The sequence below is a fragment of the Roseateles sp. P5_E8 genome (assembly GCF_054177665.1).
Genome location: NZ_JBGCUM010000027.1, coordinates 1 through 17193, shown reverse-complemented (window position 1 = coordinate 17193; position 17193 = coordinate 1). Strand labels below are relative to the sequence as shown.

Annotated in this window: 10 protein-coding genes; 3 read left to right on the top strand and 7 right to left on the bottom strand. The window is 66.9% G+C overall.

Going from position 1 to position 17193, the window contains the following annotated elements:
• Nucleotides 1-238 precede the first annotated feature (238 nt).
• Nucleotides 239-1198, bottom strand: coding sequence for an alpha/beta hydrolase (locus ACXRVZ_RS16290; protein ID WP_457427332.1), 960 nt, complete (start codon nucleotides 1196-1198; stop codon nucleotides 239-241).
• Between the two features lie 362 nt (nucleotides 1199-1560).
• On the opposite strand from ACXRVZ_RS16290, the gene ACXRVZ_RS16285 reads away from it, so the two are divergent.
• On the top strand, nucleotides 1561-3873 hold the full coding sequence (locus ACXRVZ_RS16285; RefSeq protein ID WP_457427334.1) for a hypothetical protein: 2313 nt from the start codon (nucleotides 1561-1563) through the stop codon (nucleotides 3871-3873).
• Between the two features lie 17 nt (nucleotides 3874-3890).
• Nucleotides 3891-5798 (top strand): apiosidase-like domain-containing protein, encoded by a 1908-nt coding sequence (locus ACXRVZ_RS16280; RefSeq protein ID WP_457427336.1) that lies wholly within the window; start codon nucleotides 3891-3893, stop codon nucleotides 5796-5798.
• 126 nt (nucleotides 5799-5924) lie between these two features.
• Here the strand turns inward: ACXRVZ_RS16280 and ACXRVZ_RS16275 are convergent, their stop codons facing one another.
• The 5 genes from ACXRVZ_RS16275 to ACXRVZ_RS16255 all read right to left on the bottom strand — a co-directional run bounded on the left by ACXRVZ_RS16275 (nucleotide 5925) and on the right by ACXRVZ_RS16255 (nucleotide 13287).
• On the bottom strand, nucleotides 5925-8984 hold the full coding sequence (locus ACXRVZ_RS16275) for a glycosyl hydrolase family 28-related protein (protein WP_457427338.1): 3060 nt from the start codon (nucleotides 8982-8984) through the stop codon (nucleotides 5925-5927).
• A 111-nt stretch (nucleotides 8985-9095) separates the two neighbouring features.
• A complete protein-coding gene (locus ACXRVZ_RS16270; protein WP_457427340.1) occupies nucleotides 9096-10376 on the bottom strand; it encodes a TRAP transporter large permease subunit in 1281 nt (426 codons plus the stop codon).
• Nucleotides 10373-10948 (bottom strand): TRAP transporter small permease, encoded by a 576-nt coding sequence (locus ACXRVZ_RS16265; RefSeq protein WP_457427342.1) that lies wholly within the window; start codon nucleotides 10946-10948, stop codon nucleotides 10373-10375. The genes ACXRVZ_RS16270 and ACXRVZ_RS16265 overlap by 4 nt, the downstream gene beginning before the upstream one ends.
• Before the next feature lie 28 nt (nucleotides 10949-10976).
• A complete protein-coding gene (locus ACXRVZ_RS16260; RefSeq protein ID WP_457427344.1) occupies nucleotides 10977-12203 on the bottom strand; it encodes a fumarylacetoacetate hydrolase family protein in 1227 nt (408 codons plus the stop codon).
• A 64-nt stretch (nucleotides 12204-12267) separates the two neighbouring features.
• A complete protein-coding gene (locus ACXRVZ_RS16255; RefSeq protein WP_457427346.1) occupies nucleotides 12268-13287 on the bottom strand; it encodes a TRAP transporter substrate-binding protein in 1020 nt (339 codons plus the stop codon).
• A gap of 149 nt (nucleotides 13288-13436) precedes the next feature.
• Between ACXRVZ_RS16255 and ACXRVZ_RS16250 the strand changes: the two genes are divergently transcribed.
• On the top strand, nucleotides 13437-14402 hold the full coding sequence (locus ACXRVZ_RS16250; RefSeq protein WP_457427354.1) for a LysR family transcriptional regulator: 966 nt from the start codon (nucleotides 13437-13439) through the stop codon (nucleotides 14400-14402).
• A 43-nt stretch (nucleotides 14403-14445) separates the two neighbouring features.
• Here ACXRVZ_RS16250 and ACXRVZ_RS16245 read toward each other — a convergent pair.
• Nucleotides 14446-17193: hypothetical protein (locus ACXRVZ_RS16245; RefSeq protein ID WP_458232583.1), on the bottom strand; the 2748-nt coding region annotated here is incomplete at its 5' end.

Genomic DNA, 17193 nt, shown 5'->3' with positions numbered 1-17193 from the left:
GCGTAAGCGGCGACGTGCTGCGTAGCAGCGCGCCTCGGCTTGGTCGTGGCGCGAAGCGAAACGACACAAGCCCCGCAACTTGGCGAAGAGCGTGACCGTCGAATGACGGGCGCGGGCGCAGCCAGCGTTAGCCAGCGCCCCCGCGCGTTACGCCTACGCGACGTCGCCGGCCATGCATTCGCTCCAGCGAACGCCGGCCTAAGCCCGCATCGAGCCGGCGAGCTGAGAAGCTGTTTGCCTACTTCACCATGCCATGCATGCGAAGCCACCGCGCAAAGGCATCGAACCAACCGGTGCTGGTCGTCTCCTTCGGATACATCCCGAAGCCATGCCCACCTTGTTCATAAAGGTGGAATTCGACGGGGCGCTTCGCGGCCTTCCAGCTGTCGATGATCCCGTAGCCGCTGTTCGCAAAGAATGGATCGTCAGCGGCTAGTGCAACGAACAGTGGCGGCGCATCGGCAGGTGCTGCGATGGGCGCAAGCGGGCCATAGATGTTGCCGATGAAGGCGGGTTTGGCATCTTCGCCATTGGTGGTGGTCGCCAGCGTCAACATCGCGCCCGCAGAAAAGCCCAGCATGCCGATCCGTTTCGGGTCCACTTTCCACTCGGCAGAGCGTTTACGGATCAGTGCAAATGCCGCGCGAGCGTCGGCGATCTGCGGAGCCAGACCAGCCATCATCTTTTCAGGGTCCGGCCGCGGTGGTGGCGTGTTGCCCGCAAACCTTTCCCGCATGGCTTTCTCGTTTTCCTGCAGGTCAGCCGGGGTCTGGTTCAAGCGGTATTTGAGGACGAAGGCTGCAACGCCCTTGTCCGCCAATGCGCGTGCGACGTCCCAGCCTTCGTTGTCCATGGACAAGCTCATGAAGCCGCCGCCGGGTGCGACGACAACGGCGGCGCCACTTGCCTTGGCGGGATCGGGGAGAAAGGGTGTCAGCGTTGCCACCGTCACGTTGCGCGCGAATCGACTGCCGTACTGCGTGTGCCACGCCTCGGCGTTCTTCGCGCCCGGCAGCGGGCCGGTGCCGAGTTCGATGGCATTCGGCTGCGCAGGCACGGCGATGGGTGCAGCCTTGTCGTTCTGCGCATTCGCAGGTGATGCCAGCGCCACAGCCAAAGCAAAACCAGCGAGCCCCAAACGGGACTGGATTGACCGTGCGACAGCGCGCCTCGACCAGAGAGTTGATATTTCCTTCATTTCGCTTCTCCAAGGGTGTGGTTATGGAAGGTCTGCACAACGCGACGCACCGTGCTGGTTGTCGTCGAGTGATGCCGTGGGTTCGCTGGCAAGCCGCTCTGCGTTTGCACTGCAGGATCAGCCGCTACCCGCAGGCCGTGGCGCCGCCTGCGCGCGCAGCATGAGCTCCATTCCGCGGCCTCCGCCAGTTAGCGGTGCCGGCCGTTTATAGTTATAAACGTGAACTAATTGTCCACGAATGATCGACCATCGCCGTGCCATTTCAAGGCTGATCACCCCCCTGTTAACCCTTGTGTTCGCGCCCATCGGTAAGTGCCGGCTTTGGGGTTGATCGTGCAATTGCTTGCGTTCTGTAACGTTGTTTGCCCGTCGATCCGCATGGCGTGCTGACTGGCCGCGACGTGATGAAGTTGGTCGGGCGCTTGCGGCTAGAGCGCGTTCGTCTGGACCTGACTGGAACAAATAAAGTACATCGGGCCGCCGCCCCGAGCAGCAGCCAACCGGGCTCGCTCCAGCCATCCCCGCCAAAAGGTTTGATCGTGTTCCAACGCCTGTTCCTGCTGCTCACGCTGCTCGCCGTGTCAGCCAGCGCCCACGCTTACCAGTTTCAATTCGGGAAGCGCGTCGACACCCCGCAAGGCCGCTACGCCGAGCGCATGTTGCGTTCGGCAACACCGCCGGAGCGGAGCGCCGAGCCGTCCGTCCGCGTGGATCTGGGCATCGACGCCCGCCTCGGCGCCGAGGCCTTCGCGATCAGCGCCGGGCGCCAGCACCTCACCATCACCGGTGGCGACGCGCGCGGGCTCATCTACGGCGCGCTCGAGGCGCGCGAGCAATTGCTCAACGGGACGCGCATGGACCGGCTGAGCGCGCGCAGCCGCACGCCGAAGTTGGCCTTCCGCGGCATCAAGCTGAACACCCCGTGGGACAGCTATCGCCCGAGTTCGGCGCTCAGCCAGCACACGGCGACGATGAAGGACCTGAAGTTCTGGGAGGCCTACCTCGACATGATGGTCGCGAACCGCTTCAACGCGTTCACGCTGTGGACGATGCACCCGTTCACGTACATGGTGCGACCGAAGAACTTCCCCGAGGCCAGCAAGTGGACGGACGCGGAGTTCGCCGAATGGCAGCACCTGTACGGGCAAATCTTTCGCATGGCCAAGGAGCGCGGCCTGGACACCTACGTGGTGTTCTGGAGCATCTTCGTGAGCGAGGAATTCGAGAAGGCGCACAACCCCAGCGCGAAGAACTTCTACCCGCACTACTACGTGGACGGCGACACCAGCGAGAGCACCCAGCGTTACCTGCGCGAGAGCGTCACGCAGATGCTTCTGGAGTACCGCGACCTCGACGGCATCGGCGTCTCGCATGGCGAGGGCATGGGCGGCATGACGCCGCAGCAGCGCCAGCAGTTCGTGGACGATGTGTACATCGCCGGCGCGTTGGAGGCGAACAAAACGCGGCCAGTGAAGCTCATCCACCGTGTGCCTTTTTCTTCCGGCTTGAGCTCCGAGCCCGGTGCGAGCAGCGATGTGGAAAGCCTCACACGCACCGCGATGGAAAGGCTCGGCAACCAGTTCTCCGGCCCCATCTGGGCAGAGATGAAGTTCAACTGGTCGCATGGGCATTCCACGCCCCGGCTGGTGAAGGTGCATGGCGGCAAGCTCGGCGACACCTACTTCAAGCCCACGCCTGCGAACTACCGCGTCGTCTGGCAGGTGCGCAACGAGGACTTCTTCGCGCTGCGCTGGGGAGACCCGGCGTTCATCCGCGAGCACATTGCCATGAACGGCCGGGCCGAATACGTCGGTGGCTATTTCGTGGGCTCGGAAACCTACATCCCGGCGCTGGACTACTTCACGGCCGCGGACCAGCGCGCCCCCTGGCGGTGGGCCTTCGAGCGGCAGTGGCTTTTCTACAAGCTATGGGGCCGGTTGCTCTACGACCCTGAGACGCCGGATTCGGTGTTCGCCGCGGAGTTCACACGTCGATTCGGCAGTGCGGGCGCCAATCTGTTCCAGGCCTATGCCCGCGTCAGTGAGACGCCCCTGATGCTGGCCCGCCTGTACGACTCACGGTGGGACTTCACGTTGTACGCGGAAGGCATGCTCGCGCTGCAGGGCGAGACCACGAAATACATCGGCGTCGATGCCCTCATTGCGCAGCCGCCGCTGGACCCCGCCCACGTCTCGATCAAGGATTTCGTGAAGGCGCAGGGCGAGGGCCACAGTTTTACCAGCGCACAGAAAACGCCACTCGCGGTGGCCGACGGGCTGCGTGCCGATGCGAGCAAGGCGCTGGCGCTGATCCAGGGCATCGATGTGCGTCGCTCGCCCGATGGCGCCTTGCTTTATGAAGTCTCTGATGTTGCGATCTGGGCGCACCTGGCACTGCACCTGGAAGCCAAGATCCGCGGCGCCATCGAACTGCAGCGCTTGCGCACGGCGGGCGGTGAGGCGCATCGGCAAGCAGCCATCCAGCACCTCACCGACGCGTTGGTGCAGTGGGATGAAGTGATCCGCATCTCGCGCCCTCTCTACAAGGACATGCCGCTCACGCACTACAACCACAACGCCTTCGAGGCCAACCCTAACAACCTGTTCCACTGGGCCCTGATCCGCGGCGCGGTGGCCCAGGACGTGGAGATCGCCAGGAGCGCGAAAGGCCCATGACATCGATCTTGTCCTTGATGAAACGCTTCCTCCTTCTCGCATGCCTGCTGTTTGCCGGCGCCGTGCACGCCCGGCTCGAATCCGGCGAAGTCCACGTTTGGGAAACGCAGGAGATTACGTTCGAGGCCTCGCGAGACTACGCGAACCCGTACGTCGATGTCACGGTCTGGGTCGAGCTCAGCGGCCCGGGCTTCAACCGTAAGGTCTACGGCTTCTGGGACGGCGGCCGGACGTTCAAGGTGCGCTTCGTGGCCACCGCGCCCGGAGAGTGGCGCTGGAAGGTCGCGGCCACGCCCGCCGACGACGCGGGTCTCAACGGTGGCGCTGGCGCGCTGCGCGCGGTGGCCTGGTCCGGTGCGGAGATTGCCGAGAACCCCAATCGCCGCGGCTTCGTGCGCGCCAGCCCGAACGGGCACGCGCTGGCCTACGCGGATGGCGCGCCGTTCTTCCTGCTCGGTGACACCTGGCTCGCGGCGTCGACATGGCGGCTGCCGTACCGGGGCGCAGCGGCGGCCACGAACTACGTACCGGGGCCCGGCATCTCGTTCGAGGAAGCGGTCGCATGGCGCAAGCGGCAAGGGTTCAACTCCGTGTCGTTCATCGCGGCGTTTCCGAACTGGGCTGCTGACGCGTACGGCGCCACGCACGCGAACAAGGACGGCGTCTTCTTGCGCAACGCCTGGGAAAAGTTCGGCGCGTGGGCGCCGAACGCGAAGATCTCGACCGCCGACGGCGCCACGACGACGGCCAAGGACATGCACGACGAGCAGGGCCGTCGTCCGTTCGAAGTGTTCCCGGATCGCGAAGGCCTCGCGAACTTCGATCGCATCGACCCGCGCTACTTCGCGAGCCTTGATCGCAAGATGCGGCATCTTTCAGACCAAGGCTTTGTGCCGTTCCTTGAGACGATCCGCCGCGACAACGCGCCCTCGTGGAAGCGCTATTTCGATTTCAACGAGTCCTACTCGCGCTTCGTGAACTACATGATTGCGCGCTACGGCGCGTACAACCTCGTGTTCAGTGGCATCCACCTCGACTGGATCCCGAAGGACTTCAGCCTCACCGCCGACGAGTTCAACGAGGCGCTCACGCATCACCACCGCAAATACGGCGGCCTTCCTTTCGGCCAGCCGTACACGACGCTCATCGACAGCTCCACCTACAAGGCGTTCGGCCATGCGGAACACGCGCCGTGGCTCACGATGCACACCGTGGGCAACAACCCGCGCAATCACGCGATCTACTCGTCGATCGAGCAGCTGTTTCACCTCGAACCTGCGATGCCGGCCGCGAACCTCGAGCCTTACTACACGGGTTGGAATCACGCCATCAATCGACCGGGTGGCGAGACGCCCGACGAGAACTCACCGCGCGACAACTATTTCGCGCGCGCGCAGATGTACGGGTCCGTACTGTCGGGCGCGCTTGCCGGCCATGTGCATGGCACCGCCGCGTACGACGTGACGACGACTGGAGAGGCGGCCGGCTGGCGGCCCTATATCTGGACTGCGCTCGCCTACACATCGGGCACCTACATGCAGCACCTGCGCGCCTTCATCCTGTCAGAGGGCGCGCGTTACCAGGAACTCGCGCCCGTGCCAAAGGATCTCGCGCCTCGCAGCATTCCCGGCGCGCTCGCCGACGGCCTCGACGGTTGGTCGTTCCTCGCGCGTACCCCAGCGCGCGACTTCGCGCTCGCGTACTTCGAGCATCACGCTGCACGGCCGAAGCTCGCAAACTTCAAACCGGGTGCCCGCTACGTGTGGACGTGGTTCGAGCCTGAGACGGGCCGGTGGCAGCGGCCGCTCGCGCTGACTGCGGATTCGGCCGGCACGCTCACGGCACCACCGTTCCCCGGGGGCGCCGACACGGCGACGCGCGACGCGGCCGCGAAGATCGTTGCCGTGCCGGCCAAGGCGCGCTGAGTCGAGGCTCGTCCCGTTGAGACGTCCGGCGGACCTGTTCGTAGCCGGGCAAGAGTGGCCTCCTTCACGGCGCTCCGGTGCGCTCGAAGGTTTGGTGGTAAAGGGCGCTCGGCCATCAACCGCGCATCAAATCCGCGTCGAATACAGCGCGTGATGCGTCAAGATAAACAGCGTCCGCTTGTCCGCCCCGCCGAAGATCAGCTGCAGTGGCCGCGCCGGCACATCGATCCGTCCGGTTTCCTTGCCATCCGGCCCGTAAATGAAGATCTGCCCGTTCGCCACATACACGGTCCCATCAGGCCCGACCGCCGCGCTTTCGCCACCGCGGTCCGCCACCTTCTTCAGGTCGGTGATCGCGCCGCCGGCACCTACCAGCCCGCTATAGGTGATGTTTTCCGAGCTGTTGGTGAACACGGCGCGCTGGCCGACCGCGGCGTAGACGAAGCCGTGCGTGTCCAGCGTGTCGGACCAGCGGTAGCCCAGGTGGTCGAGCGTGCCCTGGCGTGTCACGCGGAAGGCCGGCAGCACCAGCGAGCCGTCCGGCGAGACGTATTCGCGCGCCTTCGGTTGGGCCACGTTGCGCACGAACATCTCATTGAGCGTCGTGAACTCCATCGTGTCGTAGTTCAGCTGGTCCCGGAACTCGCCGTTGTTCCAGAAGTTGACCGGAATGGCAACGCGCGCATTCGGGTGCGCGGCGCTCGCGGTCGGAGGGATCACGGAGATCGTGGCGCCCGGCACGTTCGGCTTGAGCGAGTACACGGTCGCTTCCTTGCCGCCAGACGACAGCACCATCAGGTTGTCGCTGGCGTCGACGGCCAGGTTGACCGGGTCGAGCGGGTAGTCGCTGACCATCTTCAGGCCTTCGCCCTGGGCGTAGCTGTAGATGTTCTTGAACCAGCGGTCGATGAAGTACAGGCGGCCTTTGGAGTCGACGGCGGCGCCGGCGATCGAGTGGAAGCCGTCTTCCAGCTTGTCCACCTTGGCCCGGTTGGCCTGGATCGCGGCGGCCGGGGCGCTGGTCTGCTTGCCGGTGTAGTCGAGCACGGAGAACATGCGCTCGCGCACTTCTAGCTGGTGCGTCACGTCCGTGATCGCGTTCTCGTACGGGTACTTGGAGGCGCGCAGGTAGGCGGTGCAGCCGTTTTCGTCGCAGGTCGGGAAGCCCGATTCGGCGTTGGCTGCCATGTTCCGGAAGCGGATGTCGCTCGAGTTCGTGATCTTGACGGCGGAAGGGGCCGGCTTGATCGAGCGGGTCACGCGGTAGGCGTGGTAGTTCGCGAACAGCAGGTTCTTCGAGTTGCGGATGTCGAGCGAGACGGAGTCCATGCCGTCGCGGACTTCTTCTTCCGTCTGCGGGGCGTGGAATTCCCAGTTCTCGACGCCGTCCAGCACGATCTCGTTGCGGATGTGGTGCTCGGCCGAGAGTTGGTACACGCGGCCTGGCGTCTTCGTGTTGGTCACGTAAAAGCCCGCCTGCGCGTAGCCGCTCGGCGACCAGATTCCGGTGAACGTGCCGCCGCCGCCGTCGGTCACCCAGATGCTCGGGTACTGGCGGTCCCACCAGGCGGTGGTGTCGAATTTGTCGGTCTTCTTGTACGGGTCGGCGCGCGAGCCGTCGTACAGGTGCGTGCCGTGGCCGCCCTGGATGCGGATGTCGTCCACGATGGAGCGCTCGCCGGCGCGCCACAGCAGGGCCACGGCGCGGTTGTTGACTTCACCGGTGGCCAGGCCAATGCCGGTGATGAAGGCGTCGCCGCCCTTGGCCGACTCCAGCAGCGCCTTTGGCGTGTCAGCACCCTGGTACAGCGGGGAGCCGTTCGGCAGCATCAGCTGGGTCAGGCCCGGGTGAAGGCCGACGAGGACCGTGTCGGCCTTCAGGCGGATCGTGTTGTTGACGGCATAGAAGCCCAGCGGTAGGTAGACCACGCGTTTCGCATCGATGGCCTTCTGGATGGCGGCGGTGTCGTCGGCGATGCCGTCGCCCTTGGCGCCGAAGCTGTGCACGCTGGCCCATTCGCTGACCGGCGGCAGGTTCCGCCGCACGCGCTCTTCCTTCGCCTTGCCCGCGCCGGCCGTCATGTCGACGTGAGTGTCGAAGTGACCGGGGGCGCCCAGGGTGTCGATCTTCAGGCCGTGGGTGAACTCGTTCACCTGGTAGCTCTCGCCGTTGCCGGCGACATCCCTGCCGCTGTCGCGGAAGTGCGCGAACACGGGCGTGTTCTTCGCGCTGATCTTTTCTAAGCCGATCTGGGTGTAGACGTTGTTCTCGTTGCTGATCACGACGCCGGCTTTCGACACGTTCTCGAAACGTACGCCAGAGCCCCAGAGCCAGTCGCCGTAGCCGCGGTCGATCTCGATGCCGACCGGCGTGTTGCGGATGTCCGAGTTGACGATGGTGAGGTTGGCTTCGTGTTCGCGCACGGCCGCGTCGCGCTGGCCGTCGAAGGTGGAATCGAGCAGCGTGAACTGCCAGGCGGGCGAGGTCTTCTCAGACAGGATGCCGTAGCGGCCGCCGTGGAAGTGCAGGTCGTAGGCGTAGTTGCCGACCTGGTAGACGCCGGCCAGGCCCGAGCCCATGCGGAAGTCGATGTGGGACAGGTTCGAGTGCTGCGCGGTGTGCATGCGCACGCCGGCGGCGGCCGGGTTGCCGTCGCCGACTTCGATGTCGACGTTCGACAGCACCGAATAGAAGGTCGCCGAATTCGCGTCACGCACAGGCTTGGCACCCGGCGTGCCGGGGGGCGGCACGGCGCTTGGCACCGGCAGGGCGACGCCGCCGATGTTGTAGGTGTCGGTGCCCGTGAAGATCACCATGTTGGCCACGCCCTTCTGGAAGCCTGGCGTGTTCGCCGCCAGCACCAGCACCGGACGGGTCTTGCCGATGCCGTACACGCGCACCGCGATCGGAATGACGATCGTGCGCGTGATGCGGTAGCGGCCCGAGGGCAGGAACGCGACGCCGCCCTTGTTGCCGTTGGCCGCGCTGTCGATGGCCTGCTGCAGCGCATCGCTGTCGTCGGCAATGCCATCGCCTTTCGCCTTCACGACGATCGCGCGCGGATCGTCCGGCAGCGTCTGGTAGGCGGACACGGAAGCGGCGGGGGGCCCGGCAAAAGCGCTACCGGCGGCGGCGAGCATGGCGGCAAGCGTTGGGGTCCGCAGGCCGGTCGGACTGAAAGTCATGGGCAAGTCTCGGGGATGTGTAAAAACTTGGACTGGTGATGCAGCGATTCCCAAGCGCCGACGATGCTCGGCGGGACTACGAAGGCCAGTGAACTCTTGCGGGACGGCGCTTTAGTGATAGAACCAGCGCAGCGGCGCCAGCACTGTCTGAGGGAAGAGCACCATCACGAACATCACCGCGAACTGGGCGGCCATGAATGGCAGCACGCCGCGCGTGACCTCATCCATCTTCATGCGGCCCACGCCGGCCACGACGTTGAGGATGGTGCCCACCGGCGGCGTGACCAGGCCGATGGAGTTGTTGATGATGAACAGCACGCCAAAATAGACGGGGTCGATGCCGGCCGCCTTGATCAGCGGCATCAGGACGGGCGTCATGATCAGGATGGTGGGCGTCATGTCCATGGCCGTGCCGACGAGCATCACGAGCACCATGATGGCGGTCAGGAGCAGCGTCTGGTTGCCCAACAGCGGACGAAGCAGGTCCACCATTTGCGCCGGCAGGTTGGCCACCGTGACCAGCCATGCAGACACCATCGCCGAAGCCACCAGGAACATGACCACCGCCGTTGTACGGGCGGCCGTGATGAAGATGCGCACCAGCGCCCGCAGCTTCAGCTCGCGGTACAGCACGGTGCTGACGAACAGCGCGTAGACGGCGGCCACCACGGCCGCCTCGGTGGGCGTGAACACGCCCATGCGCAGCCCCACCAGGATGAAGACGGGCAGCATCAGCGCCCACACCGACTCGCGTGCCGCGGCCCAGATTTCGGCCGCCGTCTTGCGTTGCGGCAGTGCCAGCGCCTCCTTGCGGCCCACCCACCACCAGGTCAGCGCCAGGCCAATGCCGATCATGATGCCGGGGACGATGCCGGCAATGAACAGCTTGCTGATGGACACGTTGGCGGCAACGCCGAAGATGACGAAGCCGATGCTCGGCGGAATGATGGGCCCGATGACGCCGGACGCCGCGATCAGCCCGCCGGAGACTTCCCTCTTGTGCCCGGCCTTGATCATCATCGGCAGCAGCAGCGCCGTCAGGGCAGCCGCGTCCGCCACCGCCGAGCCCGACAGCGCCGACAGCAGGCAGGCCGCGAGGATCACGACATAGCCCAAGCCGCCCTTGACGTGGCCGACGAGGGCCAGCGCGAAGTTGACGATGCGCTGCGACAGCCCGCCGACGTTCATGATCTCGCCGGCCAGCATGAAGAAGGGCACGGCGAGCAGCGGGAAACTGTCGGCACCGTTGATGAAGTTCTGCGCCAGGATCTGCGCGTCGAACAGGTCCAGGTGCCACATCAATGCCACGCCGCTCGCCAGCAAGGCGTAGGCGATGGGAATGCCCAGTGCCATGGCACCGAGCAAGCTGCCGAGGAAGATGAGGACGGTCATGGACTTGTGCGGCTGGGTGTGTCGCTGCGCGCCAACTCGGCCTGCAGGGCTTCGAATTCCGCCTGCTCTTCCGACTCCTTGACCATCACGAGTTCGTTCTCCCCGAGCTTGCCGCTGAGCAGGCGCGCGAGCTGCAACAGCAGCAGGACGCCGGCGCAGACCGAGAAGACCACGCCAGAGGCGTAGAAGATGGCCATGGGTGCGCCGGTCACGGGTGCCGCCACGTCCAGGTTGATGCGGGCTTGCTGCCAACTGCCGTTCAGGAACAGCCAGGTCAGGTACAGCATGAGCACGTGGCCCAGCACCATGCAGGCCTTCTTGCCGGCCACCGGCAGGCGCGACACCAGCATGTCGGTGCCCAGGTGGGCGCCGTCCTTCATCGCCACCACGGCGCCCAGGAAGCACAGCCAGACGAACAGCCAGCGCGAGACTTCTTCGCTGACGGCGATGCCGGAGTTGAAGGCGTAGCGCAGCACGACATTGCCGAACACCAGCACCACCATCACCGCGAGCGCCGCGGCGATCAGCAGATCGATGGCGCGGCAGAGCCGCTCGATGGCGGTGTCGATCAAGGTGCTTGCCCCGTGAGATGCCCGGCAGTCACAGCCGCGCCCCCTGCAGCAGGCCGCGTTCCGCCAGGTTGCCCATCAGGGCGCGCAGCCCAAAGCGCCAGGGCGGCGCCTTCTCGCAATGCGTCACCCGGTTTTGCAGGCTGCCCAGCCAGTGGCTGTGGATGGTGACCACGTCGCCCAACTTGTGGGTGAAGCCACTGCCGGGCTGGTCACGGTCTTCGGTCGGCGCGAACAGCGTGCCAAGGAACAGCATGAAGCCGTCGGGGTATTGGTGGCATGCCAGCGCCTGGGCCACGAGGTCGGCCGGGGCTCGGCTGATGCTCGCCATGGTGTTGATGCCGCGCAGCGTGAAGCCGTCGCCGCCACTCACGTGGAGGTGCACGGTCTCCCGGCACACGTCGTCCAGGCCGAACTGCCCGTCGAACAAGCGGATAAAGGGGCCGATGGCGCAGGAGGCGTTGTTGTCCTTCGCCTTGCCAAGCAGCAGCGCGCTGCGACCCTCGATGTCGCGCAGGTTCACGTCGTTGCCCAGTGCGGCGCCGACGATGCCTCCGCGGCTGTTGACCGCCAGCACGACCTCGGGCTCCGGGTTGTTCCAGGCCGAATCGGCGCGAATGCCGACGTCCTGGCCATGGCCCACAGCGGCCAGCACGGGCGCCTTGGTGAAGATCTCGGCATCCGGGCCGATGCCAACCTCCAGGTATTGCGACCACAGCTTCTTCTGCAGCAGCAGCGTCTTCAGCGCCTGCGCCTGCGCGGATCCGGGGCGGATGTCGGCCAGGCTGTCGCCGATCAGCGCCAGGACCTGGCTGCGCAGCGCTTGGGCACGACCGGGGTCGCCGCCCGCCTGCTCCTCGATCACGCGCTCGATCAAGCTCGACGCGAAGGTCACGCCGGCGGCCTTGACCACCTGCAGGTCGCACGGCGCCAGCAGCCAGGGCAGGGCGGCGTCGCGGTCGTTGGCCTTGCTGTTGTCCAGCAGCGCGTCGACGGTGCACAGGAACTCGCCGCTCACCGCGCGCACGGCTTGCGCCGGATGCTCGGTCTCGAGCAGCGTGCTCATGGTGGCGAAGTGCTGGCTCAGGTCGAACACGCCATCCGGGCGCAACACCGCCACGGCCGGGCCGCCCGGCGTGCCGCCTGGCTTTTCGGCCAGCCAGACACGACCCACCAGCGTGCCGGCGAGGCCGTCCTGCGGCAGCAGGGGATGCAGCCCATCGGTGCGCACCGGCAGGGCCGTCGTTGTTGCTGTCATTCAGGCTTCCTCGGGCGGTGTCAATGGTTTTGGCGGGGCGTGGACCGCCTGCATGGGCAGCGAACTACTTCCCGGCTGATGCGCTGCTGCGCACCTTGGCCAGCTCGCCATTCAGCTCTGTGTTCGTGTCTTCGCCGAACTCCTTGCTGAACTTCGCCAGCACCGGCTGCAGCTTGCTGCGCATCTTGGCCTGTTCGGCGGCCGGCAAATCGGTGATCTGCATGCCGGCCTTCTTGAGGTCGGCCAAGGCCGTCTCGGAGAACGCGCGGATGGTCTTGCGCTCGTACAGCGTGGCTTCGCGTGCCGCGTCCTGCACGATCTTCTGTTCCTCCGCCGAGAGGCTGTCCCAGGTCTTCTTGGACATCAGCAGCACCCAGGCGCTGTACATGTGCCGCGACAGCACCATGTGCTTCTGCACTTCGTAGAACTTGCTGGCCAGGATGGTGGCTGCGGGGTTCTCCTGCCCATCCACCGCCCCCTGCTCCATCGCCGTATACAGCTCGGTGAAGGGCATGGGCGTGGCGTTGGCGCCCAGTGCGCTGAAGGTGTCCAGGAACAGCGGGCTCTGGATCACGCGAAGCTTCAGGCCGCTCAGGTCTTCGGCGCGCTGCACCGGGCGGCGCGAGTTGGTGACGTGGCGGAAGCCGTTCTCCCAGAAGCCCAGTCCGATCAGGCCCTTCTCGGGCAGCGTGGCCAGCAGCTTCTGGCCGAACGGGCCGTCCAGCACCGCGTCGGCTTCCTTCTCGTTGTTGAAGGTGAAAGGCAGGTTGAGCACGCCGAAGGGCTTGACCAGCGACACGAGCGTGGAGCTGTCGGGGACGGTCATTTCCAGGGTGCCGCCGCGCAGCGCCGACGTCATGCTGATGTCGTTGCCCAGCGAGCCGCTGGCATAGACCCGCGCCACCAGCTTGCCGCCGCTCTTGGCCGCCAACTGCTCGGCGAAGAACTTCAGCGCCTTCGCCTGCGGATGGTCTTCGCTGAGGCCGATGCCGACCTTGAACACGTGTTCCTTGATTTGCGCCGAAGCGGAGCCGGCCAGAGCGGCCAGCAGTGCGGCGGCCAGGGCGAGTGATCTGATTTGCATGATGTCTCCAAGCTCGTGAGTGCGGGGCGCGGCCACCGTGCCCCGATGCGTAGGCCCTCTGTGGGGCGGTTCTTGATGGGAGCGAAGGCTAGGTGAGCGCCCTGGCCCGGTCCACTGAATTTTTTAGCTAGCATCCATTCCAAATGCTGATGAGTCCGGACACCCCTTCTGGCAAACCCTTGGCCGTCGCGCAGGTCTCGCGGCTGCGGTTCAGGCATCTGCATTTCCTCGACATCCTCGGCAAAACGCGCAACTTGCGGCTGACTGCCGAGCAGATGCACATCACGCAGCCGGCGGCGACCAAGGTGCTGATGGATATCGAGGCGATGCTGGAATCGCGTCTGTTCGATCGCTTGCCGCGCGGCATGCGGCCCAATGAACTGGGGCTCTTCACCCTGCGTTATGCCCACGCGGCCCTGGACACCCATCGCAAGTTCGTCGACGAGTTCAGCACGCTGAAGCAGGGCGGGCACGGCCATTTGTCGATTGGCGCCATCTCGGGTTCGGCGGCGCATCTGCTGATTGCGGCCGTGGCCGAGCTCCAGCGCCTGCGGCCGCTGCTGGTGGTGAAGGTGCTGGAACAGAGCAGTGACCAACTGATCGTGTGGCTGGCCGAACGCAAGATCGACGTGATGATTGGCCGTTTCACCGACGAATCCCAACGCGACCAGTTCCAGTACGAAAGGCTGGCCGGTGAAGGGTTGCAGGTCACTGCCGGCGTGCACCATCCGCTGCGCGGCGTCCAGGCACCCGGGCTGCTGGAACTGTCGCGCTGGCCGTGGATTCTTTATCCGCCGTCCACAGCGCTGCGCAAGGTGTCGGACGACATCTTCAGCAGCACGGGCCTGTCGCTCACTTCTGGCGTCGTCGAGACGCCGTCGTTCCTGTTCGCGATCGAGTTGATGCAGAGCACCCACATGCTGTCGCTTCAGCCTGCTGCGTTGGTGGACAAGTACGTGCGGCGTGGGCTGCTGACGCGCATCGCGGCCGAACTCCCCGATCGCATGCCCGACTACGGCCTGATCACGCTACAGGGCGAGCCCCCCAGCACCGCCGTGGAGGCGTTCATGGACGTGATCCGCAACCTGGCAGACCAGACGATCGCCATCGCTTAGGCCGCAGCAGGGCTGCATAGCCGACTGACTCGATTTGTTGCGCTCAGGGCAGCTTGAACATCGCCTTCAGCGTGGCCGCCAGTTCGACATGCGTGGCCTGGCGCGGCGCCTCGCCGCGCGGGCGCACCAGGGGCATGGCCGGGGAGCTGATGTCCTGCGACAGGTCGATGCGGTCGTCGCGCAGCATGCGTCGCCAGGCGTCGAAGGCCGGCAGCAGGCCGGTGCGCGCGATGGCCGTGCCGTCCGACACCGCGCCGGCGCCCGGGGCCAGGCGGTCGGCCTCGATCTCGGCGGCGCCGTCCAGGCCCACCAGCAGCCGCCATTCGGCCTCGCGCCGCTCGTCCAGATTCCAGCGCCGCAACACCTCGCGGCCGGCCGTCAGGTTGGCGGCATTGGCGCTGAGCGTGGGGTCGAACACCGGTGCCAGTGCCATCTGGAACACCGCGGCCAGGTTGCCGGCCAGCCCGAGCGCCGTGCCTTCGAGGTCGCTGCCCAGCGGGTCGACCGAGTCGAAACCGGGCACCGGCCTCAGCGGCGCTTCGGCCGGCGACCAGGCGCCGCTGGGCGCGCCCACCTGCGCGCCCGTGCGGCTGCGCGGTGCGTGGCGCAGCCGGTAGGCGTCGTCTTCGTCGTCGGGGAGGTCGCGCCAGTCCTGCGCGCGCAGGTCGTGCAAGGCCCAGGTGGGCTGGTCGTCGCCATGGTCGGCCAGCCGCACGGGCCAGGGCAGCTCGAAGCCGGCCGGCGTGACGACGCTGCCCTGCAGGCCGGCCACCGCGCCCTGCAGCTGCGCCAGCAGCGCGGCGGCGTCCTGCACCTTGGGCAGCGTGACGGTGATGGGCGCCCCGGCGTTCTGCCGGAACTCCACCTGGCCCGCGGCCGGGCGGATCTGCCAGCCCGCATCGGCATGCCAGAGCTTGAGCAGCGGGCGCATGCCGGCCGGGAAGCGCTGGCCGGCGAGGCCGGCCGACTGCTGCCACAGCTGGTGGTCCGGGTAGACCAGCGCGCGTGCCGGCGGCAGCAGGCGCAGGTCGGCGCCGCTGAAGGCATCCAGCGTCAGCACCGGGTCGCGCCGGTCGCGCAGCATGGCGATGAGGCCGCCGCCCGCCGAGAGGCGCCAGGCCATCAGCGCCGCGCCGCCCATCAGCAGCCCGGTGAACAGCGCCCACAGGCCCCAGAAGGCGCCGTCGCTGCGCAGGTTGGCGCCGCGGATCAGCAGGCAGAACAGCCAGCCGATGGACAGGCCCATCATGGGCAGCGTCTGCATCAGATACATGAAGCCGGAGCCGGGCCGCCCCTTGGCGTAGTGGACGATGCTGCGCACCAGGAAGTAGAGGTCGGTGGCGATCCACGGTGCGAACAGCACGCCCCAGCGTATGCCTGCATCGGCCGGCATGGTCGCCGCGGCCACGACGGTGAAGACGATGCGCAGCCCGCCGGCCACCGTGAACTGGACGAAATCGGCATCGCGCCGCGGCACCATGGCCCACAGCGCCAGGCCGTAGGCAAAGGGCATGGGCGCGCCGGCGCCGAGCAGGAAGTTGGCGGCCTGGTACCAGCTCTTCTCGTCGCTGTCGTTGGCGGGGTCGTCGGGGCCCTTGCTGTCGTCGCTGATCTTCAGCAGGTGGCCGCTGTGCTCGCCCAGGCGCGCGAACAGCACACCCAGCGACGGCGCCAGGAACACCGGCATCAGCACCAGGAACCAGATGCCCATGCCCCAGTGCCGCTGGTGCAGCACCTTGGTCATGAGGCCGTAGCCTTCCTCGAACTCGTCCTCGGACAGCGTCGGCGCATGGTCGGGCGTGGTGTCCACGCGCAAGGCCCGCATCGTGTCGGTGGCCACCTCGCGGATGGCCGTCACGAAGGCGCGACGCAGCGCGGCGGGCATCTCCTCGGGCAGCCATTCGAGGAAGGCGTCGGTCTCGGGCACGCGGTTCAGCAGCACCCGGCTGACCCAGGTCTCGGCAATCATGCGGTCGACCGACGGCGCATCCGCCGGCCCGCGCGCCGCTGCGGCGCCGCGCAGCACGGGGCCGATGATCCAGTCGGTCGCCACGCCGCAGGCCAGGCCGGCGCAGAAGGCGCGCACCTCCTGCGTGCGATCGGCGTTGCCGGCGATCTCGGCATCGGCCAGCGCCAGCTGGGCGGTGCGCGTGATGACGGTCAGCGCGTCGGCCACCGTCACCGAGACGTCGGTGTCGGCGCTGCCACGCCTCAGCGCGTCGCGCAGCCAGCCCGGGCCGGGCTCCAGGTAGTCGGCCCACTCCGGCAGGTCGAATCCCATCGCGCCCAGTGCGGCCATGCGGCTGATGGTGGCGCCCGGGCCGGCGGCCAGCAGCGGCGCGCCGCCGCGCAGATGGCGTTGCGCACCGCGCAGCAAGGCCTGCAGCGCACGGTCGACATCCTGCAGCGCGTCGCCCGAGACGCCGCGGATGTCGGCGTCGCGCAGCAGGTCCGTCAGCCGGCGGTCGCAGGCCATGGCCACGGCCAGCGGCAGCGCGGTGGGCAGGGCTCGCGGCGGCAGCTGGTCCACCGGCGGGTCGCCGGCCAGCAGCACGACGGTGATGGCGCGCAGCGCGGCCTGGCGCTGCGCATCGACCAGGGCCTGCACCGGCAGCGCGACATCGGCGAAGGGGTCGAGCTCGTGCGAGACCAGCGCCAGCAGATACCAGCTCGCATTGCCGGCCAGCGCCGCCGGCGCGGGCAGCAGCGACGAGTGCAGGTCGAAGGAGGCGATGACCGGCTCGCGCGCATCCAGCGGGCCCAGGCGGCGCAGGCCCACGGTGGACCAGCC